This window comes from Acuticoccus sediminis (assembly GCF_003258595.1).
GTDB classification, from domain to species: Bacteria; Pseudomonadota; Alphaproteobacteria; order Rhizobiales; family Amorphaceae; genus Acuticoccus; species Acuticoccus sediminis.
In genome coordinates this window covers 798906-824855 of sequence record NZ_QHHQ01000002.1, presented here as the reverse complement: position 1 = coordinate 824855, position 25950 = coordinate 798906, and the positions used below count along the sequence as shown (strand labels likewise).

The 25950-nt window shown below is 69.5% G+C and carries 26 protein-coding genes; 16 read left to right on the top strand and 10 right to left on the bottom strand.

Annotated elements, in window-relative coordinates:
• Positions 1-20 precede the first annotated feature (20 nt).
• From DLJ53_RS11730 to DLJ53_RS11690, 9 genes are read left to right on the top strand one after another with little or no spacing between them, the layout of a single operon-like run.
• The gene (locus tag DLJ53_RS11730; protein WP_111345323.1) at positions 21-1520 is read left to right on the top strand and encodes an ABC transporter substrate-binding protein; all 1500 of its coding nucleotides are present in this window, start codon (positions 21-23) and stop codon (positions 1518-1520) included.
• A 21-nt stretch (positions 1521-1541) separates the two neighbouring features.
• Positions 1542-2465 carry an ABC transporter permease gene (locus tag DLJ53_RS11725; protein ID WP_111345322.1) on the top strand — a complete coding sequence of 308 codons (924 nt, stop codon included), beginning with the start codon at positions 1542-1544 and terminating at the stop codon, positions 2463-2465.
• Entirely contained in the window at positions 2462-3319 is an 858-nt protein-coding gene (locus DLJ53_RS11720; protein WP_111345320.1) for an ABC transporter permease, read from the top strand. The genes DLJ53_RS11725 and DLJ53_RS11720 overlap by 4 nt, the downstream gene beginning before the upstream one ends.
• 6 nt (positions 3320-3325) lie before the next feature.
• The gene (locus DLJ53_RS11715) at positions 3326-4117 is read left to right on the top strand and encodes an SDR family NAD(P)-dependent oxidoreductase (RefSeq protein ID WP_111345319.1); all 792 of its coding nucleotides are present in this window, start codon (positions 3326-3328) and stop codon (positions 4115-4117) included.
• Positions 4118-4127: 10 nt separating this feature from the next.
• Complete coding sequence (locus DLJ53_RS11710) at positions 4128-5003, top strand: polysaccharide deacetylase family protein (protein ID WP_111345317.1); 876 nt, start codon at positions 4128-4130, stop codon at positions 5001-5003.
• Positions 5003-6547 carry a gamma-glutamyltransferase gene (locus DLJ53_RS11705; protein WP_202913110.1) on the top strand — a complete coding sequence of 515 codons (1545 nt, stop codon included), beginning with the start codon at positions 5003-5005 and terminating at the stop codon, positions 6545-6547. The genes DLJ53_RS11710 and DLJ53_RS11705 overlap by 1 nt, the downstream gene beginning before the upstream one ends.
• Positions 6540-7511, top strand: coding sequence for an ABC transporter ATP-binding protein (locus DLJ53_RS11700; protein ID WP_111345316.1), 972 nt, complete (start codon positions 6540-6542; stop codon positions 7509-7511). The genes DLJ53_RS11705 and DLJ53_RS11700 overlap by 8 nt, the downstream gene beginning before the upstream one ends.
• A complete protein-coding gene (locus DLJ53_RS11695; protein WP_111345314.1) occupies positions 7508-8506 on the top strand; it encodes an ABC transporter ATP-binding protein in 999 nt (332 codons plus the stop codon). The genes DLJ53_RS11700 and DLJ53_RS11695 overlap by 4 nt, the downstream gene beginning before the upstream one ends.
• On the top strand, positions 8503-8895 hold the full coding sequence (locus tag DLJ53_RS11690; protein ID WP_111345313.1) for a RidA family protein: 393 nt from the start codon (positions 8503-8505) through the stop codon (positions 8893-8895). Before DLJ53_RS11695 ends, DLJ53_RS11690 begins: the two co-directional genes overlap by 4 nt.
• Before the next feature lie 42 nt (positions 8896-8937).
• Here the strand turns inward: DLJ53_RS11690 and DLJ53_RS11685 are convergent, their stop codons facing one another.
• Positions 8938-9717 carry an SDR family oxidoreductase gene (locus DLJ53_RS11685; RefSeq protein ID WP_111345311.1) on the bottom strand — a complete coding sequence of 260 codons (780 nt, stop codon included), beginning with the start codon at positions 9715-9717 and terminating at the stop codon, positions 8938-8940.
• The gene (locus DLJ53_RS11680; RefSeq protein WP_111345310.1) at positions 9717-10037 is read right to left on the bottom strand and encodes a nuclear transport factor 2 family protein; all 321 of its coding nucleotides are present in this window, start codon (positions 10035-10037) and stop codon (positions 9717-9719) included. Before DLJ53_RS11680 ends, DLJ53_RS11685 begins: the two co-directional genes overlap by 1 nt.
• Positions 10038-10150: 113 nt before the next feature.
• On the opposite strand from DLJ53_RS11680, the gene DLJ53_RS11675 reads away from it, so the two are divergent.
• A complete protein-coding gene (locus tag DLJ53_RS11675; protein WP_111345308.1) occupies positions 10151-11056 on the top strand; it encodes a LysR family transcriptional regulator in 906 nt (301 codons plus the stop codon).
• Here DLJ53_RS11675 and DLJ53_RS11670 read toward each other — a convergent pair.
• The 8 genes from DLJ53_RS11670 to DLJ53_RS11635 form a co-directional block, all read right to left on the bottom strand.
• Positions 11053-12108, bottom strand: coding sequence for a D-TA family PLP-dependent enzyme (locus tag DLJ53_RS11670; RefSeq protein ID WP_111345307.1), 1056 nt, complete (start codon positions 12106-12108; stop codon positions 11053-11055). The genes DLJ53_RS11675 and DLJ53_RS11670 overlap by 4 nt on opposite strands.
• A complete protein-coding gene (locus DLJ53_RS11665) occupies positions 12105-13478 on the bottom strand; it encodes an aspartate aminotransferase family protein (RefSeq protein ID WP_111345305.1) in 1374 nt (457 codons plus the stop codon). The genes DLJ53_RS11670 and DLJ53_RS11665 overlap by 4 nt, the downstream gene beginning before the upstream one ends.
• Before the next feature lie 32 nt (positions 13479-13510).
• Positions 13511-14788, bottom strand: a complete 1278-nt coding sequence (locus DLJ53_RS11660) for a TRAP transporter large permease (protein WP_111345304.1) — start codon at positions 14786-14788, stop codon at positions 13511-13513.
• Complete coding sequence (locus DLJ53_RS11655) at positions 14785-15318, bottom strand: TRAP transporter small permease (protein ID WP_111345302.1); 534 nt, start codon at positions 15316-15318, stop codon at positions 14785-14787. Before DLJ53_RS11655 ends, DLJ53_RS11660 begins: the two co-directional genes overlap by 4 nt.
• Before the next feature lie 131 nt (positions 15319-15449).
• A complete protein-coding gene (gene dctP, locus DLJ53_RS11650; protein ID WP_111346273.1) occupies positions 15450-16535 on the bottom strand; it encodes a TRAP transporter substrate-binding protein DctP in 1086 nt (361 codons plus the stop codon).
• Positions 16536-16722: 187 nt separating this feature from the next.
• Positions 16723-17490, bottom strand: a complete 768-nt coding sequence (locus tag DLJ53_RS11645) for a creatininase family protein (protein WP_111345300.1) — start codon at positions 17488-17490, stop codon at positions 16723-16725.
• 1 nt (position 17491) lies between these two features.
• Positions 17492-18628 (bottom strand): amidohydrolase/deacetylase family metallohydrolase, encoded by a 1137-nt coding sequence (locus DLJ53_RS11640; protein ID WP_111345299.1) that lies wholly within the window; start codon positions 18626-18628, stop codon positions 17492-17494.
• A gap of 152 nt (positions 18629-18780) precedes the next feature.
• Positions 18781-19146: a RidA family protein gene (locus DLJ53_RS11635; protein WP_111346271.1), complete on the bottom strand. Its 366-nt coding sequence runs from the start codon at positions 19144-19146 to the stop codon at positions 18781-18783.
• Between the two features lie 377 nt (positions 19147-19523).
• Between DLJ53_RS11635 and DLJ53_RS11630 the strand changes: the two genes are divergently transcribed.
• The 6 genes from DLJ53_RS11630 to DLJ53_RS11605 all read left to right on the top strand — a co-directional run bounded on the left by DLJ53_RS11630 (position 19524) and on the right by DLJ53_RS11605 (position 25867).
• Positions 19524-20411, top strand: coding sequence for a MurR/RpiR family transcriptional regulator (locus DLJ53_RS11630; protein WP_202913109.1), 888 nt, complete (start codon positions 19524-19526; stop codon positions 20409-20411).
• 24 nt (positions 20412-20435) lie between these two features.
• Entirely contained in the window at positions 20436-20939 is a 504-nt protein-coding gene (locus tag DLJ53_RS11625) for a TRAP transporter small permease (RefSeq protein WP_111345297.1), read from the top strand.
• Between the two features lie 2 nt (positions 20940-20941).
• The gene (locus DLJ53_RS11620) at positions 20942-22222 is read left to right on the top strand and encodes a TRAP transporter large permease (RefSeq protein WP_111345295.1); all 1281 of its coding nucleotides are present in this window, start codon (positions 20942-20944) and stop codon (positions 22220-22222) included.
• Between the two features lie 30 nt (positions 22223-22252).
• Positions 22253-23320, top strand: coding sequence for a TRAP transporter substrate-binding protein (locus DLJ53_RS11615; protein WP_244935056.1), 1068 nt, complete (start codon positions 22253-22255; stop codon positions 23318-23320).
• 186 nt (positions 23321-23506) lie between these two features.
• Positions 23507-24445, top strand: a complete 939-nt coding sequence (locus DLJ53_RS11610; protein WP_111345294.1) for an N-carbamoyl-D-amino-acid hydrolase — start codon at positions 23507-23509, stop codon at positions 24443-24445.
• A 207-nt stretch (positions 24446-24652) separates the two neighbouring features.
• Positions 24653-25867: an ABC transporter substrate-binding protein gene (locus tag DLJ53_RS11605; RefSeq protein ID WP_162409144.1), complete on the top strand. Its 1215-nt coding sequence runs from the start codon at positions 24653-24655 to the stop codon at positions 25865-25867.
• Positions 25868-25950: the final 83 nt, after the last annotated feature.

The window sequence follows — 25950 nt, the reverse complement described above, 5'->3', positions numbered from 1 at the left end:
CAACTGGAAGGGATCGACGCATGAACCGCTTCGTCACGGGCCTCGCCGCGCTGGCCCTCACCGCCATCACGGCCACGGGCGCCCTCGCCCAGGCCAAGGACACGATCACGATCGACCTCGTGAACGAGCCGTCCTCGCTCGATCCCCACGGCCAGTGGAATCCGGACAGCTACTACGTCTACCGGAACATCTTCGACAACATGGTCACCCGCGACGACGCGGGTGAGATCATCCCGCAGGTGGCGACGGAGTGGGAGCAGGTGTCCGACACCGAGGTCCGCTTCACCCTGCGCGACGACATCGTCTTCCATGACGGCACCCCGCTGACCGCCGACGACGTCGTGTTCTCGGTAGCGCGGATCACCGATCCCGGGTTCGGCAGCCCGCAGCTCGGCCAGTTCAACAAGATCATCGGCGCGAAGGCGGAGGACGGGCACACCGTCGTCCTGACGACGGACGGTCCCTATCCCGTCCTCCTCGCCCAGCTCGTGAAGCTCTCCATCGTGCCCAAGCACGTGGTGGAGGAGGTCGGCAACGACGCGTTCAACCTCGCGCCGGTCGGCTCCGGCCCGTACGCGTTCGGCGAGTGGCAGCGCGGCGTCAGCGTCACCCTCGCCAAGAACGACGACTACTGGGGCGAGCCCGGCGTCTTCCAGACGGCGCTGTTCCGCGCCGTGCCGGACGGGGCGACCCGCGTCGCGGACCTCAAGGCCGGGACCGCCGACCTCGTCGTCAGTCTCGACTCCGACCAGGCGCGAGAGCTTGAGACGGACCCGCGCGTGAAGCCGCTCACCGTGCTGACCGAACGCGTCGCCTTCCTCGGCCTCAACACGATGAAGCCGCCGTTCGACAACCCGGACCTGCGCAAGGCGATGGCCTACGCGCTCGACAAGGAAGGCATCACCGAAGGCCTGCTGCAGGGCGGCGAGACTCCCGTCGGCGAGCTCGCCTCGCCGGCGCACTTCGGCTGGGTCGACGGCATCGAGCCCTATCCGTACGACCCGGAGAAGGCCGAGGCGCTGATCGCCGAGGCGGGCGCGGCCGGGACGGCCGTCACCTTCGACACCGCGCCGGTCTACGACCAGCGCATCGTCCAGGCGGTGCAGCAGATGCTGTCGGACGTCGGCATCGACGTCGAGATCAGCCTCACCGACATGTCGACCTATCTCGGCAAGGCCCGCAGCCCGGAGGTGGCGAACCGCCCGCAGATCTCCTTCGGCCGCTGGTCCTGCGCCTGCCAGGACGCGGACGGCATCATGTACCCGCTGCTGCACTCCTCGTCGTCCTGGTCTCGCTACCAGAACCCGGAGGTGGACGCCCTGCTGGACGAGGCCCGCTCCTCGCTCGACGACGAGGTCCGCCTCGCCGCCTACGGGAAGGTGCATCAGATCGTGAAGGACGAGGTGGCGATCCTGCCGCTCTACCAGGCGGCCGCCCTCTACGGCGCGAACGCCGCGCTGGAGTGGACGCCGACGGCCAACGAGAGCCTCTTCCTCAACCGCATGAGCTGGCAGGACTGACGGCGGGGCGAGCCGGCATCCATGGCACTCTTCATTCTCCGCCGGCTCGGCCAGGCTGCCGTCGCCATCTTCGGGGTCATGACGCTGGTGTTCTTCATCCAGCGTCTGACCGGCGATCCCACCTACCTCCTCGTGCCCGAGACCGCGACGCAGACCGACATCGAGGCGATGCGCGCCTCCCTCGGCCTCGATACGCCCCTCGTCGTGCAGTACTGGACCTTCCTGACCGACGTCGCCCACTTCGACTTCGGCCGGTCCTACGTGCAGCGCATCCCGGTGACGGACATCATCGCGGCGCGTGTGCCCTACACGCTCCAGCTCGCGGCAGGCGCGCTTCTCGTCTCGTTCGGGCTCGGCGTGCCGCTCGGCGTGACGATGGCGCTGTGGCGCGACAGGCGGTGGACGCAGATCCTCACCGGCTTCGTCTTCGCCTCGCAGTCGATGCCGACGTTCTGGTCCGGCATCCTCTTCATCATGGTCTTCGCGGTCTGGCTCGGCTGGCTGCCGCCGTCCGGCGCGGGGGGCCTTGCCAACCTCGTGCTGCCCTCGCTCGCGCTGGGGCTCCTGTCGATGGCGACCTTCGCCCGCGTCACCCGCACCGCGGTCCTCGACGAGCTGTCGAAGGACTACGTACGCTCGGCCCGTGCCCGCGGTGTCGCGACGGGGCGGCTCTTCCGCCGCCACCTGATGCGCAACGCCGCGATCCCCGTGATCTCGGTCGCGGCGCTCGAGATCTCGCAGCTCCTGGCGGGCGCGGTCATCGTCGAGACGGTGTTCGCCTGGCCGGGGCTCGGGCTCCTCACGGTGCAGTCGATCGTCGCACGGGACTTCCTGGTGGTGCAGGGGATCGTCCTCATCGGCGCGTTCGTCACGATCGCGCTCAACTTCCTCGCGGACGTCCTCTACACCGTGGTCGACCCGCGCATCCGCCTGGGGGCGTCGTGACCGCCGCCGCCCCCGCCGCCCGGCCGGGACGCCGGAGGATCCGCGCCGGCGTGCTGCCGTTCGTCGCGATCTTCCTCGCCTTCGTGGTCGTGGCGATCTTCGCGCCGTACCTCGCGCCGTACGACCCCAACGCGCAGAACCTCCTCGGCCGGCTCAAGCCGCCGGGGACGGAGGCGCGACGGTTCTACTACCTCCTCGGCTCCGACGAGCTGGGACGCGACCTCCTCAGCCGCATCATCTACGGCGCGCGGATCTCGCTCTCCGTCGCGCTTCTCTCGGTGGCCCTGTCGTCCGTCGTCGGTACCGTGCTCGGCATGGCGGCGGGGTACTACCGCGGGTGGATCGAGACGATCATCATGCGCATCGTCGACATCTTCCTGTCGGTCCCGGCAATCCTCCTCGCGATCATCACCGTCGCCGTGCTGGGGCCCGGCTTCGTCAACGTCGTCCTTGTGCTCGCCCTCACCCGCTGGCCGCGCTACGCCCGCGTCGCCTACGGGCAGACCCTGTCGGTCGCCGGACAGCCCTACGTGCGCATCGCCCGCTTCATGGGCGCGGGGCCGGTGCGGGTCCTCTTTCTGCACATCCTGCCCAACATCATCGGCCCCCTCGTCGTGGTGGCGACGCTGGAGTTCGGGCTGATGGTGCTGTTCGAGGCGGGCCTCTCCTTCCTCGGCCTCGGCGTCCAGCCACCGACGGCGAGCTGGGGCGCGATGCTCTCGGTCGGACGCAACTACGTCGGCTCGGCCTTCTGGATCGCGACGTTCCCGGGACTCTGCCTCTTCCTCCTCATCCTGTCGGTCAACCTCATCGGCGACGCGCTCCGCGACAGGTTCGATCCCAAATCAAGGTAAACTGCGTTGAACTTCGAAGGCGAATTCAAGGGCAAGGCGGTGGTGGTCACCGGCGCGGCGGGCCTTTACGGCAAGCGCCTCGCGGCGACCTTCGCGCGCGAAGGCGCACGCCTCTGCCTCACCGACACCGACCCGGCCGCGCTCGACGCCACGCTCGCCGAGATCGCCCCGCCCGAGGGCAGCTTCGCCCACGCGGCCGACCTCACGGACGACGCATCGATGGCCGCGCTCGTCACCGCCGTCGGCACGCGGTTCGGCGCGGCGGACGTCCTCCTCAACAACGCCGGCGTCTACCCCTCCGGCTTCCTGCTCGACATCGACGTCGCCGAGTGGGACCGCATCATGGGGATCAACCTCAGGGCCCCGTTCGTGCTGTCCACCGGTCTCGCGAAGCAGATGATCGCGCAGGGCACCAAAGGCGCGATCATCAACATCTCGTCCGGCGCGGCGCGCAAGATGCGCCGCACCGTGGTGCCCTACTGCACGTCGAAGACGGCGCTCGAGCGCCTCACCAAGGGTCTCGCGCTGGAGCTCGCCGAGTTCGGGATCCGCGTCAACGCGCTGGAGCCGGGCTTCTCCGCCGGCTCGTCGGTGAGTCAGCTCGCGGACGAGCACGTCAGGCGCGTGACCGCCGCCGTGCCGCTGGGCCGCGCCTCGACGGCCGAGGACATCGGCCCCGCCGCGCTCTACCTTGCCTCCAGCGCGGCCGCCTACATCACCGGCGCGACGCTCACGGTCGACGGCGGCAACTCGATCGGCTCGCTCGACGTCTACCAGGACAAGAAGCACCCGCTCTAAAGGACCGACGATGCCTCAAGACACCTACGCCTGGCCGGACGGCTACAGGAGCGCGGCCTGCTTCACGCTCGACCTCGACGCGCACTCGCCGCACTTCTGGAACCACCGCAAGGGCATGCCGCCGCTCCTGTCGCACCTCGAGCAGCGCCGCTTCGGCCCTCGCGTCGGCCTCTGGCGCGTCCTCGACACCATCGAGCGCTACGGCATCAAGGGCACCTTCTTCGTTCCCGCCAAGACCGCGGAGGACTACCCCGAGATCCTTCCCGCCCTCGTCGGGCGGGGCCACGAGATCGGCCTCCACGGCTATTTCCACGAACTCGCGAACGACCTCTCCGACGCCGGCTTCACCCACGCGCTGGAAGCCTCCCTGGCGCTCTTCGAGAAGCAGACCGGGCAGCGCCCGAAGGGCTTCCGCTCCCCGGCGTGGGAGATGACGCCGCACATGCTCGCCGAGGTGAAGCGCTTCGGCTTCTACGATTCCTCCCTGATGGGCTACGAGCATCCCTACACGGTGAACGGCGTCACCGAAGTGCCGGTGCAGTGGCTCCTCGATGACGCGGTGTTCTTTCGCTATCTCGGCGGTGGCGGCGACCTCGCGCCCCCGTCCGCGCCCGGCCCCATCCTCGACGGCTGGCTCGACGAGTGGTCGGTGCTGCACCGCTACGGCAGCCTCTTCATGCTGACGGTGCACGACTGGATCTCCGGCCGCGCCCAGCGCATCGCCCTGCTGGAGAAGCTGTTCGAGCGGATCACCGCCGAGAAGGACGTCTGGTGGGCGACCGTCGGCGAGATCGCCGCGCATCACGACGCGACGCAGAAGGACGCCTACGTGGTGGACGCCTCGATCCCGGCCGGGGTCGAGGGCCACCCGGCGTGGATCGGCTGATGCAGACCTGGACGGTCCGGCGCCGGGAGGTCCGCTCCGCCGGCGGCCTCGTCGCGGCCCAGAACCGCGAGGCGGCGGAGGCCGGTGCCGCGGTGCTCGCCGCGGGCGGCAACGCCATGGACGCGGCGGTCGTCACCGTGCTGTGCCTGTCGGTGCTGGAGCCATGGCTCTCCGGCGTCGGCGGCGGCGGCTTCATGCTCCACGCCGACGGCGGCTCCGGCGAGGTGGCGACGCTCGACTTCAACGTCGTCGCCCCGAAGGCGCTGAACCCGGCCGACTATCCGCTCGAGGACGGCGCCGGCGGCTGGTTCCAGTGGCCGAAGGTCAAGGACGACCGCAACGTCATCGGCTACCCGTCGATCGCCATTCCCGGCACCATCGCGGGGCTTTCGGCGGCGCTCGAACGGTTCGGCACCCTCTCGTTCGGCGATGCGCTGGAACCGGCGATCCGCTTCGCCGAGCGGGGCATGGCGATCGACTGGTTCTCCTCGCTCTGCATCTCGATCGACGCGCGTAACCTGCGGACCGACCCCGGCGCGACCGCGCTCTTCCTGCCGGACGGCGGCCCGCCCTTCGTGCCGGGACCGGAGGACGGCGCATTGCCGATGCCCGGCCAGGCCGCGCTCCTGAAGCGCCTCCAGAAGAACGGCGCGCGCGACTTCTACGAGGGTGAGACTGCGGCGATCCTCGCCGGGGAGCTCGCCGCCGGCGGCTCACGCGCCTCGGCCGCCGACTTCGCGGCATACCAGGCCACGTGGCGCGAGCCGCTGCGCGGGTCCTACCGTGGCCACGACCTCGCCGTGATCCCGGGCCTGTCCGGCGGGCCGAGCCTCCTCGCCGCGCTGGGCCGGCTCGAGGCCTGGGCGCCGGGCGCCGCGCCTAACGCCGACAGCGCGCTCGCCTACGCCCGCTCGATCCGCGAGACCTATGCGGACCGTCTCAACACCATGGGCCACGCGGCGGCGGGGGGCGACTGCACGAGCCACGTCAGCGTGGTCGACCGGAACGGCAGCATGGTCTCGCTGACCAACACCATCCTGTCGCGCTTCGGGTCCAAGGTGGTGCCTCCGCGCTCCGGCATCCTGATGAACAACGGGATGATGTGGTTCGACCCGCGCCCCGGCACCGCCAACGCCATCGCCCCCGGCGCCAAGCCTCTCGCCAACATGTGCCCCGTCCTGATGCTGAAGGACGGGCTGCCGGTGCTGGCGCTCGGCGCGGCCGGCGGGCGGATGATCTTCCCGACCGTGGCGCAGATCCTCTCCTACGTGGTCGACTTCGGCATGAGCCTGGAGGACGCCTTCCAGACCCCCAGGCTCGACTGCTCGACCCCGACGATCAAGGTCAACCGCACCGCCGGGGAGGACATCGCCGCCAGGGTCGCCACCGCCTACCCGGTGGAGATCGTCGCCGATACGCTCTACCCGACCAACTTCGCGATCCCCTCCGCCGCCGCGCGTGACGTCGGCGCGGGCGTCAACGTCGCGATGGCACACCATTCGAGCCCCTGGGCGAGCGTCGCGGCGGAGGCCGGGGATGGCTGATCCCGTCCTCGTCGTCGAGAATCTCGTCACCGAGATCGGCGGCCGCCCCGTCGTCGACCGCGTCTCGTTGTCGGTCATGCCGGGCGAGGTGGTGGCGATTGTCGGGGAGTCGGGCTCGGGCAAGAGCCTTACCGCACTCTCCGTCATGGGCCTCCTGCCGGCGGCGGCGAAGGCGACGTCGGGCCACGTGCGCCTCGACGGCGACGACCTCCTCACGAGGTCCGAGGCGCAGATGCGGGCGCTTCGCGGGGTCGCCCTGTCGATGATCTTCCAGGAGCCCATCGCCTCACTCAACCCGCTCCTGCCGGTCGGCGAGCAGGTGGCCGAAAGCCTCGTCGTCCACGGCGCCGCCTCCGGCCGGGAGGCCGCGCGCCAGGCGGTCGAGATGCTGCGCCGCGTCGGCATCCCGCAGCCGGAGCGGCGCGCGCGGCAGCTTCCGGCGGAGCTTTCCGGCGGCATGTGCCAGCGCGTCATGATCGCCTCGGCGCTCATCTCCAACCCGCGCCTTCTCATCGCCGACGAGCCGACGACCGCGCTCGACGTGACCATCCAGGCCCAGATCCTGCGCCTCATGAAGACCCTGCGCGAGGAGCGGGGGACGGCGATCCTCCTCATCACGCACGACATGGGCGTCGTGGCGGACATCGCGGACCGCGTCTGCGTCATGTACGGCGGACGCATCGTCGAGACCGCGCCGGTCGAGGAGCTGTTCGCCCGGCCGAGCCACCCCTACACGCGGCTGCTGCTCTCGACGATCCCGCGTCTCACAGGCGCCCGGAAGGAGCCGCTCCGGACCATCGAGGGCACCGTGCCGGACGTCAGCCAGTGGCCGACCGGGTGTCGCTTCCGCACCCGCTGCCCGCTCGCCGACGACGCCTGCGCCGAGGAGCCGCCGCTCGAAACCGTCGCCGCCGCGCACGCCTCCGCCTGCTGGCACATCGACCGCATGGAGCGCTCCCTATGACCGCGCCGCTTCTTCAGGTGGAGGACCTCAAGGTCCACTTCCCCGTACGCGGCGGCTGGCTTGGCGGCAGGACGGGCACGGTGAAGGCCGTCGACGGCTTCTCCATCGAGATCGGCCGCGGCGAGACCGTCGCGCTGGTCGGAGAATCGGGTTGCGGCAAGTCGACGGCCGGCAACGCCATCCTCGGCCTGGTTCAGCCGACGGGCGGGCGCATCGCCTTCGACGGCGAAGATCTCCTCGGCGCGTCGCCGGCCCGCCGCGCCGCGTTGCGCCGCGAGATGCAGGTGGTCTTCCAGGACCCGGTGTCCGCCCTCAATCCGAAGCTCAGCGTGAACTACTCGATCGCCGAGCCGCTCATCATCGCCGGCATGCCCGCAAAGGAGCGCAAGGCACGGGTCGCGCACCTCCTCGAGGTGGTGGGCCTCAACCCCGGCCAGGGCAAGCGTCATCCGAACGAGCTCTCCGGCGGGCAGCGACAGCGCGTCGTCATCGCCCGTGCGCTCGCGACGCAGCCCAAGCTCATCGTCTGCGACGAGCCGGTCTCCGCGCTCGACGTGTCGATCCGCTCGCAGATCCTCAACCTGCTGCTGCGGCTGCAGGAGGAGTTCGGCTTCTCCTACCTCTTCATCAGCCACGACCTTTCGGTGGTGCGCCACATCGCCGACCGCGTCGTGGTGATGTACCTCGGCACCGTCGCGGAGGACGGGACCGCCGAGGCCGTGTTCGACACGCCGACCCACCCCTACACCGAGGCACTGCTCTCCGCGATCCCGCTGCCGGACCCGGTGGCGCAGCGCGCGCGGGCGGCGACGATCCTCTCGGGCGAGTTGCCGAGCCCGATCGATCCGCCCGCGGGCTGCCCGTTCGTCACCCGCTGCCCCATCCGCGAGACGCGCTGCGAGACGGTCCGCCCGCGCCTCGCGCCATCACCGACCGGCGCGCGCGTCGCCTGCTATGTGCGCAATCCGGGCGCCTGGCCGAAAGAGACAGCATGATCGAGAAGAAGAACCCGCCGAACCTCGCCCCGCCGGTCGGGCGATACCACCACCTCGCGGTGGTGCCGCCCGGTGCGCGCGTCCTCGCCATCGCCGGCCAGCTCGGCCTCGACGCGGCGGGCGCGCTGCCGGAGACGGTGGAGGAGCAGTTCGCCAACGCGCTCATGAACATCGAGCGCGTGCTGACCAGCGAGGGGCTGACGGCCGCGAACGTCTTCAAGGTCAACATCTTCATGGCCAGGGAGATCGACATGGAGCGCTATGGGGCCGCCTGGCGCGCGTTCCACAACGACAATCCGCCCGCGACCACCTTCGTCTACGTCGCCCGCCTGATCCGCCCGGAATACCTCTGCGAGGTGGAGGCCTGGGCGGCCGACCCGGCGGGCTGACCGCCCGTCCGGTTCGCCCCCCGCACACACCGGGACCCGGCGTCACCCCGTCGGAACGGTACCGCCATCGATGACGTATTCCGCGCCCGTGATGCTGGCCGCCCTGTCCGAAACGAGGAAGGCGACGAGGCTCGCGACCTCCTCCGGCCTCGCGGGACGGCCGAGGGGAATGCCGCCGAGCGCGTCCATGATGATCTGGCTTCCGCCCTCGTAGTCCGTCCCCGCCTCGGCGGCGAGGCGCTCGGCGAGATGGACGGACGCCTCCGTCTCGATCCACCCCGGCGACACGCGCACGACCCGCACGCCCTTCGGCGAAACCTCCTTCGAGAGGCTCTTGCTGTAGGTCGACAGGGCGGCCTTCGCGGCGGCGTAGGCCGTCGTCGCCTCCGGCAGCGGCAGGAGGCGCTGGATCGAGGTCACGTGGATGACGACACCGCCACCACCGGCCAACATCTGCGGGACCAGCGCCCGGTCGAGGCGTACGGCGGGGAAGAGGTTGAGGTCGAGCTCCCTCCTCCACTCCGCCTCGCTCAGCACCGCGAAGCCACCGGCCGGCGCGGACGAGCCGCCCAGCATGTGGACAACGATGTCCACACCGCCGAGACGTTCGCATACCGCCGCGGCGACGGTCCGGCACCCTGCTTCGGTCGTCAGGTCCGCCGCCACGAAGCGGTCCTCGGAGACCGGTTCGGGACGGGACCGGGCGGCCGTCAGGACGTCCGCGCCGAGCTCACGCAGCAGCGCCACGGTGGCGGCGCCCGCGCCCTTCGTGCCCGCGGTCACGAGCGCCCGCTTGCCTGCGAGTGTCAGGAACGGCTTCATCAACGGACCTCCAGCTCGGCGATCCTTCCGCCGCTGAGCCGGAAGGCGAAGTCGAGCACGACGGGACTGCCTTCGAACGCGCCGGAGACTCTCGCCCGCACGACGACGCGTCCATCGGCATGCGAAAGCTCGAGCGGTTCGGCGACATGGTCGTATTGCCGCTTCGCGGCCAGCCACCACGCCCGGATGGCGCCGGGTCCGCGATGCAGGAGTCCCTCGTCCCTGACGACGCCGCCCGGGGCGAAGGTCGCGGCCATGCGGTCCGCGTCTGCGGTCGTCTGCGCCTCGAAATAGGTATCCAGCGGCGGCGGAAGTCTCATGGCTCTCTCCTGTCCCCTCAGCGGGACGCTCGGGTTGGAGCCATGATTTGGCGCGGCGCCATCGTTCCGATAAGCAGGACGATCAGGGACACCGAATTCCGGAAATGCGGATAATGTCGCGCACCACGATCAACGATCTCGGCGCCGTGGTCGCCGTCGCCCGGCGGGGATCCTTCCGCGCCGCCGCGGTGGACCTCGGGATGTCGACGACCGCCCTCAGTCAGGCGGTCGCGAAGCTGGAGACGAGCCTCGGCGTGCGGCTCTTCAACCGCACCACCCGGAGCGTCGCGCTCACCGACGCCGGCCGGCAGTTCGTCGAGGCGATGGGGCCGGCGCTGGAGGACATCCGCGGCGCGATGGAGGCGGTGCGGTCGCACCGCGAGACGCCGACCGGGCTGCTGCGGATCAATGCGGCGCCGGTGGCGGCGAGCGAGATCCTGTCCCCGCTCGTCCTCGAATTCCTGCGACGCTATCCGGACATGACGGTCGATCTCGTCTCAGAGGGGCGGCTCGTCGACATCGTGGCCGACGGCTTCGACCTCGGCGTGCGGTTCGCCGATCTCGTCCCGAGCGACATGATCGCGGTCTCGCTCGGCCGGCCGCAGCGCTTCGCGGTGGTGGGCACGCCGCAATATTTCGCCGAGCACCCGAGGCCGCTGGTGCCGACGGACGTGCTCGCCCACCGCTGCGTCCGCGTGCGCCTGCCGGACGGGGCGATCTACCGCTGGCACTTCGAGAAGGGCGCCGAGGTCGTGCGCATCGACGCACGCGGCCCCATCATCCTCGGCGAGGCGAGCCTGGCGCGGACCGCCGTCCTCGACGGCATCGGCCTCGGCTTCTTCATGGAGCAGAACGTCCGGGCGGAGATCGAGGCCGGCCGCCTCGTACGGGTGCTGGACGACTGGACGCCACCCTTCCCGGGGCTCTCCCTCTACTACCCGGGCCGGCGCAACACGTCCGCCGGCCTGAGGGCCTTCCTGGCGCTCGCCCGCGAGCTGGCGCGCGGCGACGAACGCTAGGCGAGCAGCCCGCGCGCGGCCACGGGAACGACCGTCACCTCGTCGCCCGAGACGAGGTGGACGACGTCGAAGAGGTTGGAGACGACGCACACGTGGTTCGGGATGACGCGCACCTTCTCGCCGATCGCCGGGATCCTGTCGCAGGCCGACACGTCGACCACGGCGTGCTCCTCGCTGAGCCCGGTGATGACCGCGCCGGGGTACTCGACGATATCGCCGTGTCCGGGGGCCGGCGAGGTGTCCGCGGCCAGCGCCTTGGAGCCGGCGTCGAGGACGATGCGGCCCGGTGTCGGGTGGCTGACGACCGTCGTCAGCACCGTCAGCGCGCAGTCGTCGAGCGTGCCGAGGCCGAAAGCGGCCTGCATGCGGTCGGAGTAGATGTAGGTGCCGGGGCGATGCTCGGTCGCGTTGGTCACCTCGGCGGCATGGTAGAGGTCGGGCGACCCGCCGTTGGAGATCCGGCGCGGCGGAAGGCCCGCCGCCACGAGCGCGGCCTTTGCCTCGCCCAGCATCGCGTTGACCTCCGCCATCCTGCCGCGCGGCGGATAGGTCATGATCCCCTCGAAGGTGAGGCCGGGCGCGGCCTCGATGGCATGGGCGAGCGCCACCAGCTCGTCCGTCGTGGCGACGCCGCAGCGCGCCGCGCCGGTGTCGCACTCCACCACCACCGGCAGGGGGTGCGCCGGGTCGGTGAAGCGGGCGGCGTAGCCGGCCACCGTGACGTCGCTGTCGGCGGCGACGGCGACGGTGATCCGGTCGTGGAGCGCGGCGAGCCGCTCGAGCTTGGCGGCGCCGAGGATGTTGTAAGGGATGAAGATGTCGGTGATGCCGGAGTCCGCCATCACCTCCGCCTCGCCGAGCTTCTGGCAGGTGATACCCACCGCGCCGAGCTCGAGCTGGCGCTTGGCCCACATCGGCAGCTTGTGCGTCTTGATGTGCGGCCGCAGGGTCAGGCCGTGCGCGTCGGCGTAGGCCTGCGCACGGGCTAGGTTGGCCTCGACCCTGGCGGTGTCGATGACGACCGCGGGCGTGTCGATCTCGTCGCGCGTCACAGGTCCGGCTCCTCCTTGAGGCGCGCGATGGCGGCCTCGAACGCCTTCATGGTGACGGCCATGTCGTCCTCGGTGTGCGCGGCGCTGGCGAGGCCCCCGGGCCAGCCGGAGAGGTCGACGCCGTTGATCATCATCGCGATCCGGATCCGGTCCACGAGGTTCGCGGGCGACGCCTTCAGCTCCTTCCAGGGCACGCTGAACGGGTCGAAGGTCACCGGGTCGATCGACCGCTTCTCGACGTTGAGGAAGAGGTGGAAGCCGGAGAAGGTGCCGTACGCCGCGAAGGGCATGCCGGTCGCCTTGAGCAGGCGGTTGAGCCGCTCGCGCAGCTCCGCCGCATACGCGTTGGCACGGTCGCAGGCGTCGCTGGTGGCGATGATGTCGAGCGCGGCGATGCCGGCCGCGGCTGACACCGGGTTGGCGTTGAAGGTGCCGGGGTGGGCGATCTTCTCGAAGCCCTTGTCGGCGGCGGCCTCGAAGTCGATCCGCTCCAGGATGTCCGCCCGGCCGCCGACCGCGCCGCCCGGCAGGCCGCCGGCGACGATCTTCGCCATGGTGGTGAGGTCCGGCGTCACGCCGTACGCCTGCTGCGCGCCGCCGGGGGAGCAGCGGAAACCGGAAATGACTTCGTCGAAGATGAGGATCGTGCCGGTCGCGGCCGTCGCCTCGCGCAGCGCCTGGAGGACGCCGTCGGCGATCGGAACGCGCCCGAACGAGGCGCCCGTCGGCTCGATGATGACGGCGGCGATGTCACCGCCGGCGAGCGCGGCCTTCGCGCCCTCGATGTCATTCGGCGCGACGAGGACGACGTCGGCGGCGATGGAGGGCAGGACGCCGGCCGTCGGCGTGCCGTCGAAATGGCTCGAGTAGCCATTCGTCATGTGGTCGTGCCAGCCGTGGAAGTAGGACGTGAAGCGCAGGAGCTTCGAGCGGCCGGTGTACGCGCGGGCGAGGCGCAGCGCGAGGAGCGTCGCCTCCGTCCCGGAGGCGGTGAAGCGCACCCGCTCCACGGAGGGCACCATCCCGATGACGGCCTTGCCCCAGCGGTACTCGCGCGTCGTCGAGGCGGCGAACTGCGTCCCGTCGTCGAGCGCTTCCTTGACCGCCGCCGTCACCCGCGGGTGGCAGTGGCCGAGGAGCAGCGCCCCGTGGCCGCCGAAGTAGTCGACGTACTCGTTGCCGTCGATGTCCCACTTGCGGCTGCCTTTCCCCTGATCGACCGTGATCGGGTACGGCGAGAGGTGGCGCGCGTCGTGGGTGATGCCGGACGGGAAGACGCTGCGCGCCGCCTCCGCCTGCTCGGCGGAGCGGCGGGTGCGGTCGCGGTATTCGGCGATGATCGTGGAATTCGTGGGGGCGTCGAGCGCCATGGCGGGGTCTCCAGGGGGTCGTCCGGCGACGGTCAGTCGAAGAGGCTCGGAATGAAGAGGACGAACGCGGGCCAGAGCGAGACGACCGCGATCACCGCAAGGTGGCTGAGGTAGAACGGCAACGCCGTGACGATAGCACGTTCGTAAGGCACGCCGGCAATCTGCGAGGCGGTCATGAGGGTCATGCCCACCGGCGGCGTGATGTTGGCGACGTTGAGCGTGATGATCATGACGATGGCGAAGTGCAGCGGGTCGAAGCCGAGCTGCACCATCGCCGGCACCAGTACGGGCGCCACCACCACCAGCGCGGGCAGGACGTCGAGCACCGTGCCCAGCAGGATGAGGAGGAGGTTCACCAGGCCGATCTGGACGATCCAGTTGTCCGAGATCGCGGTGATCATGCCCGCCGCGTCGCGCGCGAGCCCGGAGCGGGTGACGAACCAGCCGAGCACCGTCGACGACGCGAGCAGGAAGAAGACGACGCCCGAGAAGCGCACCGTCGCCACGAGCGATTCCCACACCTTGCGCAGCGTCAGCGTGCGGTAGACGAAGAAGCCGAGGATGAGGGTGTACATCGCCGCGAAGGCCGACGCCTCGGTGATGGTCGTGAGGCCGCCGAGGATGCCGCCGAGGATGATGACCGGCACCAGGAGCGCCGGGACCGTCGGCAGGAAGGCGCGCGCCGCGTCCCTCAGGTTCGTGTCGCCGTGGCGGGGGAACTTGTAGATCCAGGCCATCACGAACGAGGCGACAAGAAGCGCGACCGTCATGAGAAGGCCCGGCAGGATGCCGGCGGCGAAGAGGTCGAGCACCGTCACGTTCTGCAGGATCGCCGCGTAGACGACCATGACGACGGACGGCGGGATGATCGGCCCGATGATCGAGGAGCAGGCCGTCACAGCCGCGGCGTAGGCCGGCGTGTAGCCCTCCCGCTTCATCGCCGGGATGAGGATCTTGCCGACGGCGACGGTGTCGGTGATCGCCGCCCCCGTGAGGCCGGAGAAGAACAGGCTGACGACGATGTTGACGTGGCTGAGCGCGCCGCGGATGCGCCCCAGCAGCGCGTTGTTGAAGGCGACGAGACGCTCGGTCAGCCCCGCCTGGTTCATCAGCTCGGAGGTGAAGATGAAGTACGGCACGGCCATCAGGAGGTAGCCGGACACACCCGAGAACATCCGCTCGGCGATGATCTGGATGAAGCGGAGGCCGCCCAGCTCCCAGCTCCCGGCGAGACCGGAAAGCGCCATCAGCAGCGCGATCGGCGTGCCGATGAAGAGGAGGACGATGAAGACGGAGATCGCGGAGGTCATGGACGGTTGTCCTTCTCGCCGGCGGCGAGCTCACGGGCCTCTTCCATCGGGCTCTCCTCGTCGAGCAGGTTGGCCCCGCACAGGACGTGGATCAGCAGCACCAGGCCGGTCGCCGGCACGCAGGCCGTGACCCACTTGGCGTGGATCTGGATGGTGTCGGAGACCATGTAGATGTCGGTGGATTTGGCGAAGAATTTCCAGCCGTACCAGATGAGCAGGCCGGCGAAGAGCGCCACGAGCGCCGTGTTCACGTAGTGGAGCACCGTCACGGCGGTCCGCGGCAGGATGGCGATGATCGCCGTCATCGCGATGTGCTCGCCGTGCCAGAAGGCGACGGTGAGCGACAGGAGCCCCAGCCAGGGGATGAAGAGCCGCGCCAGCGAGTAGGTCCAGGAGAGCGCGTCCCCGGTGAGGATCATGTAGAAGAAACCGGAGAACGAGATCGCCAGCATCGCCAGGATGAAGAGGACGCAGACGGTGCTGACCGTCCGGTTCAATCCGGCCGACAGCCGGCTGCGCGAGAACGTCATAGGGGCCTTTCTGGGACGGGCCTTGCGGCCGCATCGGTCAGGACGGGAGGCGCGGACGAGGACACGGAGCGAAGGGAGGCCGCCCGCGGCGAGGCGGGCGGCGCGCGGGCGTCAGGGACGTCCGGTGCGGCTTACTTGCCGTAACGTTCCATGTCGGTCGCGGTCACGTCGCCCTTGATCTCCTCGACGGTGGCGAAGAGCTCGTCGACGAGCGCGGCGTCGAGGCCGAAGTCGTTGACGATCCACTCCTGCCAGGCCGGACGGGCGATCTCGGCCATCTTGGTGCGCTCCTCGGCGGGGAGGACGTAGCACTCCTTGAACTCCTCGCAGGAGACCTGCCAGCCCTTGATCGCGGCGAGGGCGGAGATGCCGTGCGCGAGCTCGATCGCCTCACGGGCGGAGGTGACGACCGCCTCCTTGTACTCGTCGGGGAGCGACTGGAACCACTCCTCGGACACGAGCCAGGACTGCGAGTTGTACACGTGGCCGGAGAGCGTGGTGTAGTCGTTCACTTCCCACAGGCTGTAGTTCTTGGAGACGCCGGGGGCGTTGAACTGGCCGTCGGCGAGACCGGTGGAGAGCGCGGTGATCACCTCGCCCCACGGCAGCGGGGTCGCCGAGGCGCCGAGCGCCTTCATGGTGGCGACGTGGGCCGGGTTCTCCTCGACGCGGATCTTCATGCCGGCGAGGTCGTCGACGGTCTTGATCGGCTTGCCGTTGTTGGTGAACGCGACGAAGCCGCCGCCGTCGTCGAAGGTGCCGAGGTAGCGCAGGCCCGACTCCTCGATCGTGCCCTTCATGAAGTTCGCGAACCATGCGCCGTCGAAGAAGGCGTGGGCGACCTCGTAGTTCGGGAACAGGAACGGGGCGGTGATGACCTGGTACTTCGGGAAGAACGAGCTCATCGCGCCGGAGGAGATGATCGTGGACTGCAAGAGGGCGCCGTCCTGCGCCTGCTTGCCGGTCTCGACCTCGGAGCCGAGCTGGCCGGCGCCGAAGATCTCCACCTCGACCTCGCCCTTCGTCTTCGATTCGACGAGGCTCTTGAAGTGGACGAGCGCGGGCTGGATCTCGTTGTCCATGTCCTCGGGTGCGAGGTGCGCGATCGCCATCGTGAATTCCTGCGCGGAGGCCGCGCCGGGCACCGCGAGTGCCGCAGCCAGGGTCGCGACGGCGGCCGCGCTGCGAATTCGACCCGTGTAATCAGCCCACTGCATCATGATCTCTCCCTCTTGATGCTCTCGCGCTCGCCGAAACGGCTAAGCTCAGCGATAGTTTTACGCGATATTTCTTCCAAGAAAGCAAATTTTGGCATTCCGATCAAGGTCAGGATTGCCGTTCACATGCGCGAATGACGACCAATTTTAGACGAAAGGGGCACAATTTTACTCACCCCTTTCCGTGCTAATCGTCGGACTTGCTGGCGAGATCGTCCGCCATCACCACGAGCTGTGCGACGACCGCGTCAGCGATCGCCACCCCCTTCCCGGCCGAGGCGAGCGACGGCTCGCCCTTGACGCCGGTGCCGCCGGTCTGCGCCGACATCGTGCGCACGAGGGTCGCCGGGGAGCCGACCAGCATGTCGCCGTCGGCCCAGGCGAAGTTCGCCGCGCCGCCGCGGGGCGGGATCTTCCCGCCGCGCACTTCGCCGGGCGCGGCCGACATCATGAGCGACGTCTCGAACTCGCAGGCGTGGCCGACGGCGCCCTTGCCGCCCTCGACGATCCCCTTCAGCGCCTCGGCGGCGACGCGCCACCAGGTGGTGAAGACGATGCGGCAGTCCGGATTCTCGATGGCCAGCATCTCGGCGATGACGCCACCGACCGCGACGTTGCCACCATGGCTGTTGAGGATCACGAGGTTGGTGAAGCCGTGGCGGAGCGCGGCGCTCGCGAGCTCCGTCACGTAGGCGATGAAGGTGGGATGCGAGACGGTGAGCGTCCCGCCGAGGCTCATGTGATGTTCCGAGCAGCCGACCTTCACCTGCGGCAGGATGACGACGCCATCCGGCCGCTCCGCCTCGAGCCGCTCGAGGAGATGGGCGCCGATGATGGAATCGGTGCCCGTCGCGAGGTGCGGTCCGTGCTGCTCGACCGCGGCGATGGACAGGAAGAGCGGTGTCGCCTTGTCCAGCGCGTTGAGCTCGTGGCTCGTGAGACGCTCCCAGTACACGTCAGTCGCCGTGCCACCAGCGGCCGGCGAGGACGACGCCCGCCGCGCTGAGCTTGGCCGACCCGGTCTCGACCAGGCCGCGCACGTCCGTGAGCGGGAACTCGCCCTCCTCCAGCGACAGGATCGACGCGTCGCCGACGTTGCCGGGACCGAAGGTGCCGAGCTCGGGCCGCTGCAGCGCCTTCGCCGGGATCACGGTGGAGCGCTCGACCACCTCCGTCAGCGGCATGCCGAGCGCGAGGAACTTCGACATGGTGACGAGCTGGTCGTAGGCCGGGCCGTTGATGCAGAAGGCGTGGACGTCGGAGGAGATGGTGTCGGGCGGGAAGCCCGCCTTCATCATCGCCTTGGCGGTCTTCCACGAGAAGGATCCCATGCCGTGGCCGATGTCGAAGTAGACGCCGCGGTCGCGCGCCTTGAGGATCTCCGGCTTCACGTTGCCCTCGCCGTCCACCGGGGAGTTGGGGAACGGGCGGTAGCAGTGGGTGAGGACGTCGCCCTCACGCAGCATGGAGACGACCGCCTCGTAGGACGGCGGCGGCTCGTCGATATGGCACATGACCGGCACGCCCATCTCGCCCGCGACGTCGAGCGCGACGACCAGCGGGTCGATGCCGGACGGACCGGAGGCGTGGCGGCCGATGCGCACCTTGACGCCGACGATGAGGTCGCGGTTCGCCTCGATGACCTTGGCGCACTCCTTCGCGGCCATCAGGCGGAAGTCGTGGCTCTCGCCGACCATGATGCCGGTGTCGAAGCCGTAGATGCCGGCGAACGAGACATGGAGGTAGGCGAGGATGCGCGGCTCGGACGGCTCGATGACGTGCTTGCGGAAGCCGGCGAAGTTGCCGGGCCCGGCGGAGCCGGTGTCGATCATCGTCGTCACGGCGCTGTCCTGCGCGAACATCGTCGGGTCGACGCCGAGCGAGGTGCCGCCCCAATAGACGTGGGTGTGCAGGTCGATGATGCCGGGCGTGACGATCTTGCCGGAGACGTCGCGCACTTCGGCGTTGCGCGGATCGAGGCTGTCGCCGATTTCGGTGACGGCACCCTCGGAGAAGGCGACGTCCGCGATCTTGTCGATGCCTTGCGACGGGTCGATCACCCGTCCGCCCTTCAGAATGAGGTCGGGGCTCATGGGAAATGTCCTGTTGCACCCGTTCAAGGGCGCGGTCTTCGGCAGTTTCGCCGGGAATCGGCGAGCCCGTCGTGTGCAAGGGGAAGGCGGGGCACTCCGTGGCGCCCCGCGCCGTCAGCGCACGCGCCGGCGGACCGGCGCTCCGCTCACGCTCAGCGCGGCTTGTAGGCGATCGCCTCGATCTCGACCTTGATGTCGGCCATCAGGCGCGATTCCGCGGTCGTGCGGGCGGGCGGTTCGGACGGGAAGAACTCGCCATAAGCCTTGTTGAAGGCGGCGAAGTCGCGCGCGTCGTCGAGCCAGACCGTCGTCTTGACGACGTCGGAGAGCTCGGCGCCGGCGAGCTTCAGCGCGGCTTCGACGTTCTTCAGCACCTGGCGGGTCTGGTTGCCGACGTTGCCGCCGACGAGCTCGCCGTCCGGCCCGACCGGGACCTGGCCGGACACGAAGATGAAGTCACCGGCGCGCACGGCCGGCGAGAGGGGCACGGGGGCGCTGCCGAAGCATTCTTTCGCCACGAAGGGCTCCTTAGAGTTGGTGTTCGCCGTGCGGACCGGGCGCGCGACGTCGCGCCGGCGCCGGACCGGCCGGTCGGTGTTACTGACAGCGTAGAAGTCGCACCGGCCATTCCGCAAGCGATTCCATGTAACTTTCCTTCATCTGGCGATCTTTTGACCAGAATGTCCATGGAATACGCACGGATCGCCGAAGAATTCATGTTGCAAACTGACATGGCCGCGGTCACCCTGCGCCCCTTCCGAACGCGTGCCTCACCATCGCGCGGCCGGATCCAGCCGGGGCATCGCAGCCGGTTCGAACGGGTCGTTCCCGTCGAATCGAGGCCCGCGTCCCCGGCGACCGCAGTCTACCGGCAACTCTGGAGGGCGCTGACACCGTGGACGGAACGAGGACGATCGACATGGTCGCCAATCTGCGCCGTCTCGCGGTGGAGGGCAGCCCCGCCGAGAAGCGGCTCGCGTCGCTCGTGTTCGAGGACGCCGAGGCCGTCTCCCTTGCCCCGATCCAGGAGCTCGCCGCCCGGGCCGGCGTCTCCGAGCCGACCGTCACCCGCTTCTGCCGCGCCATCGAGTGCGACGGCGTCCGCGACTTCAAGCTGCGCCTCGCACAGATCATCGCCATCGGCGGCTTCACGATGTTCCCGACGCCGACGCGGCGCAGCCCCGACGACGAGCAGATCATCACCAGCGTGCGCGACGCCGCCACCGCCGCAATCGAGCGGACCGCCGCCGCGCTCGACATGTGCCGCGTCGCCGAGGCCGCACAGGCGATCGCGAGCGCGCGGCAGGTGGTGACCTTCGGCTCCGGCGGCGTCTCCTCGCTGGGCGCGGTGGAGCTGCAGAACCGCCTCTTCCGCTTCGCCATTCCCGTCACCGCCCACACCGACGGACAGATGCAGCGCATGGTCGCCGCCGTCGCCGGCGAGACCACCGTCGCGGTCTCCCTGTCGGCGTCGGGATCGGCCAACTCGGTGGTCGAGGCGACGCGGATCGCCCGGCTCTACGGCGCCACCACCATCGCCATCACCGACCCCGCGTCCGCCCTCGCCCGCGAGGCGGAGATCGTCCTCGGCTTCTCCGTTCCCGGCGACGGGCAGGTGATCAAGCCGAGCCCGGCCCGCTACGCCCTCCTCACCGTGGTCGACGTCCTCGCGACCTCCGTCGCCGAGGCGATGGGGCCGCAGGTGCTGGAGGGTCTGCGGCGCATCAGGAAGAGCCTCTCCGCGCTCGGCATGTCCAACTCGGATCGCCCGATCGGCGACTGATCCAACCCCGGAGCCCCTCCCCGAATGAGAGAATTCGCTGGCACCGCAAGCCTCGTGCTGAACCGCGTGGTCGAAGCGGTGGTCGTCGTCCTGATGGCGCTTCTGGTGCTCGACGTGTGGATCGGCGTGGCCGACCGCTACGTCTTCCGCTGGCAGCTCAACTGGCCGGAGATCCTCGCGCGCTACCTGATGATCTGGATGGCGCTGCTGGCGATCTCCTGCGCCATCGCGCGGCGCGAGCACATCGGCCTGTCGATCCTCGTCGACCGCCTTCCCGTCCCGCTGCGCCGGGCCGCGCTGATGCTGTGCGACGTCCTCGCCATCGGGCTCTTCCTCTACGTCGTCTGGTACGGGGTGGGCTTCGCGCTCGGCGGGCTCAACCGGCGGGCGATGATCTTCGGCATGTCGATGGCGCCCGCCTTCGCGGCCGTCCCCGCCGCGGCCGCGATGTCGGCCATCCAGCTCGCGCTCTGCCTGGTGCGCGACGGCGGCCGCCAGGCGCTCGTCGCCCAGGGCTCGGAGGTCTGACCATGTTCGTCGGCGTGATCTTCCTCGTCCTCCTCCTCCTCGGCATGCCGATCGGCTTCACGATCGGCCTCGCCGGGCTCGCCGGGCTCGTCTCCATGGGGGGCGAGCGCTTCCTCGCCCTCGGCGTCTCCAAGCTCTTCGCCGGGCTCGACAGCTTCCCCTTCCTCGCCATGCCGTTCTTCATCCTGGCCGGCGAGATCATGAACCACATCGGCATCACGCAGCAGCTGATGCGCTTCGCCCACGTCCTCGTCGGCCACTTCCGGGGCGGCCTCGCCCACGCCAACATGATCGCCTCGGTGTTCTTCGCCGGCCTCACCGGCGCGGCGACGGCGGACGCGGCCGCGTTCGGCAAGACGCTCGTGCCGGCGATGGTCGAGCAGGGCTACCGGCGCGACTACGCCTGCGCCGTCACCGCGGCCGGCTCGATCATCGGCCCGACGATCCCGCCGTCCGGCCTCATGGTGGTGTACGGCTCCCTCCTCGGCGTTTCCATCGGCGGCCTCTTCGCGGCCGGCATCCTGCCGGGCCTCGCGATCTGCGCGGTCTGCATGGCGATCATCGCCCTGGGCGCCCGGCGCAACCGCCTGCCCGATCCCGAGCCGCGCGCCTCCTTCGGCACCGTCGTCAGGACGTTCAGCCGCTCGCTCGCGGCGCTGATCATGCCGGTGATCATCCTCGGCGGCATCCTGGGCGGCATCGTCACCCCCACCGAGGCCGCCTCCGTCGCGGTGGCCTACGCCTTCTTCCTCGGCGTCGCCGTCTACCGCAATCTCAGCGCCCGCGACCTCTACAACATGCTCCTGTCGACGGCGCGCATCACCGGCGTGATCTTCGTCATCATCGCCTTCGCCTCGATGCTCGGCTGGTGGATGAGCTTCGAGCGCGTGCCGCAGGCGATCGCCGCCGCCGTGCTCGCGGTCTCGGAGAACCGCTACGTCATCATCCTCTTGATCGTCGGCATCCTGCTCCTCGTCGGGATGGTGATGGACATCACCGCGATCCTCATCATCCTCGCGCCCGTGCTGGTGCCGCTGGCGACGCAGATCGGGCTGGAGCCGATCCACTCCGGCATCATCTTCGTCCTCGCCCTCAACATCTCGCTCATGACGCCACCGGTGGGCGCCTGCCTCTTCGTCCTGTCGTCGGTGACCGGCGAGAAGCTCGAGGCGATCGCACTGCGTCTCTGGCCGTTCCTCCTGGCCGAAATCGGCGTCCTTCTCGTCTTCGCCTACTGGGAGGATCTCGCCCTCCTGGTCCCCCGCTTCCTCGGCTTTGCCTGAGCCACTTCCCGCAGCAAAAGGATATCGTACATGACCTCAACGCTCCCCCGCATCGTCGCGGGCACCACCGCGCTGGCCCTCGTCATGGCGGTCACGCCGGCGGCGTTCGCCCAGAGCGCGCAGATCCGGATCTCGCACGACAACAACCCGGATCCCTACGATAACCCCGCCCACGCCTGCGCTGCGGTCCTCCAGAACATCATCGAGGCGGACACCAACGGCGAGATCGACGTCGAGATCTACCCGAACGCCTCCATCGGCACGGCCACCGAGCAGGTGCAGATGGTGCGCGACGGCATCACCGAGATCAGCCTCTCCTCGACCGGCGCGATGGCGCCCTACTACGAGAACATCGACGTCCTGAACCTGCCGTTCGCGTTCGCCGACAACGCCGCCACGTACGAGGTGTTCGACGGTCCGTTCGGCCAGGCGCTGGCGGCCGACATCGAGGAGAAGCTCGGCGACGTGAAGGTGCTCGGCTTCCCCGACACGGGCGGCTTCTTCGCGGTGACGAACTCCAAGCACGAGATCGCCGACCTCGACGACTTCAAGGACATCCGCCTGCGCACCATGACCGTGCCGTCGCACCAGGCGATCATGAACGCGCTCGGCGCCGAGGCCTATCCGCTGGCCTGGGGCGAGGTTTATTCCGCGCTGCAGACGGGCGTGATCGACGGTCAGATGAACCCGATCCCGATCATCTCCTTCTCCAACTTCGGCGAGGTTCAGGGCTACCTGACGCTCACCAACCACCTCTTCTCGCCCTACACGCTGCTGATGAACAAGGCCGCCTACGAGGCGCTGACGGACGACCAGAAGAACGTCCTGCAGTATGCCGCGCAGGCGTGCGTGTCGGCCTCGCGCGGCCTGTCGCGCATCATCGAGGCGTCGGACCGCGGCTTGTCGGGCCTGTCCAAGTCGATGAAGATCACCGCGCTGACGCCCGAGCAGCGGACCGCGATGCGCGAGGCCGCGCTGCCGGCGTTCGAGGAGCACATCCAGTCCGCGCTCGGCGAGGACGGTCAGGCGCTCGTCGCGCTCTTCAAGGATGAGGTCGCGAAGGCGAACGCCTCGCAGTACATGGAAGGCGCCGAGTAAGGCGGCCGTCCGGGCCCTCCGGCCCCCTCTCGGCGCGGCGTCGACGCCGCGCCCGTTCCCCCGCGCCCTTCGCCTCGCCCTCCGGGCGGGGCGCTCGTCTGCCCGGCCGGCGCGCCCCGGCGGGCGAAGCCAACCACCGCAGTCCCCCTCGCCCATCGGGGCGCGGGCCGCTCGAGGACCTGACCGATGCCTAGACCCCTCACCGTCGCCGCCGCGCAGCTCGGCCCCATCGCCGACGACGAGCCCCGCGCCTCCGCCGTCGCGCGGATGATCGCCCTGATGGAGAAGGCGCACCGGCGCGGCGTCGAACTGGTCGTCTTCCCGGAAGCGGCGCTCACCGCCTTCTTCCCGCACTGGTACATGGAAGACCAAGCCGCGATCGACCGCTACTTCGAGACAGAGATGCCCTCGGCCGAGACGCAGCCCCTGTTCGACAAGGCGCGCGAGCTCGGCATCGCCTTCCACCTCGGCTATGCCGAGATCGACGGCGAGCACCGCTACAACACGGCGATCCTCGTCGGTCCGGACGGCACGATCGTGTCGAAGTACCGCAAGGTGCATCTGCCGGGCTATCGCGAGAACGAGCCCTGGCGGCCGTTCCAGAACCTCGAGAAGCGCTACTTCGAACGCGGCAACCTCGGCTTCCCGGTCGTCGATGCCCTCGGCGGTCGCGTCGGGCTGTGCATCTGCAACGACCGGCGCTGGCCCGAGGTCTGGCGCATCCTCGGCCTGCAGAACGCCGAGCTGGTCCTCCTCGGGTACAACACCCCGCAGCACGACCCGGCCTCGCCCGCGATCGACCACCTGCAGGACTTCCACAACCACCTCTCCCTGCAGGCCGGCGCCTACCAGAACGGCACCTACGTCGTCGCCACGGCCAAGGCCGGGCTCGAGGAGGGCTGCGAGATGATCGGCGGCTCGTGCATCGTCGCGCCGACCGGCGAGATCATCGCGGTCGCCTCCACGCGCGGCGACGAGCTCGTGGTGGCGGACATCGACCTCGACCGCTGCAAGGAGATCCGCAGCAACATCTTCAACTTCACCGCCCACCGGCAGCCGGACCTCTATACCGCCATCGCCGAGCCGATGACGGCCGCCCGGCCAGCCCCCGTCCCCGCGAAGTGACCGTGCCGCCGGAGCCGCCCTGCGGCCTCCGGCTCCCTCGGTACGTTCTGCCGGCACGCTGGGCACGGGGGCACCGGCGGAATTAAATTTCGCCGGTTTGGCATGCCACTTGTAACGCACCCGGGGGTAGACCGGCGAACGGCTCGCGATGTCTTCCCCGGTCACCGCAGCTTGCGAAGGCTACAAGGAGATACCGTGAGAAACTTCATGCCACGACGCGCCGTCGCAGCGGCGGCGCTCGCCGCGTTCATGGGTGCGGTCGCTGCCCCTTCGATCGCAACGGCGCAGGACGACAGCGTCACCTTCCTCGGCATCTGGCCCTTCAGCGGCCCATATGCCGACCTCGGCCCGATCCTCAACTCGGGCGCCGAAGTCGCCTTCGAGAACGTGGGTGGCGAGATCGCCGGCAAGACGATCAACTACATCACCCGCGACAGCGAGACGGAGGCGGGCGCCGCCACCCGCCGCGCGCAGGCCGCCATCGAGACCGACGGCGTCCAGTACATGATCGGCCCGTGGTCCTCGGGCGTGGCGCTCGCGCTCACCGAGGTGTCGAAGAACAACAAGGTGCCGTACTTCTTCTCCGGCGGCTCGGAGGACATCTCCGGCAAGAAGTGCCACCGCTACGCCTTCCAGTGGGCCGCCAACGCGTGGACCGCGATGGACGCCAACCTCAAGGCGTTCAAGGAGCTGCACCCGGACGCGAAGTCGATCTACCTCTTCGTCGTCGACTACGCGTTCGGCTGGTCGCTGCAGAAGTACGTCGAGGAGCTGGCGCCCAAATACGGCCTCGAGGTCGTCGGCGCGGACCGTCACCCGCTCGGCAACCGCGAGTTCTCGACCTTCATCACCAAGGCGATGGCGGCCAACCCGGACGCGGTCTTCATGATCAACTTCGGCCTCGACGCGATCTCCGCGGTGCGTCAGCTCAACAACTTCGGCTTCGCGCCGGCCAAGCCGGTCATCATGTCCTGGTCGTCGGGCGTGGAGGAGCTGGTGCAGCTCGACCCGGCGATGCGTGAGAACTTGATCGTCGGCACCAACTACTACTGGACGATCGACAACCCCGAGAACAAGGACTTCGTCGAGAAGTACAAGGCCAAGAACGACGGCGTGCCCCCGGGCTACGGTCCCGCCGCCGGCTACGGCCTCGCCTCGATGTTCCTCGCCGGGATGGAGAAGGCCGGCAGCACCGAGCCGCAGGCCGTCGTCGAGGCCCTCGAGGGGATGGAAGGCGACAACTTCGTCGGCCACTTCAAGATCGACGCCAAGACGCACCAGACCGTCCGCCCCTACTTCGTCCTGAAGACGAAGCCGGAGAGCGAGATGGAGAACGAGTACGACTTCGGCGAGATCGTCCTCACCTCCGACACGCCGCAGCCGGCCGAGATGAACGGCTGCGCCGACATCGGCGGCTTCTGAGCCGCACCGCCGCCGGGCCGCACCGGTCCGGCCGGCGGCCCGAGCGGCGGCGCCCGGCGCGCCGCCGACCCCGACGCGCCGCG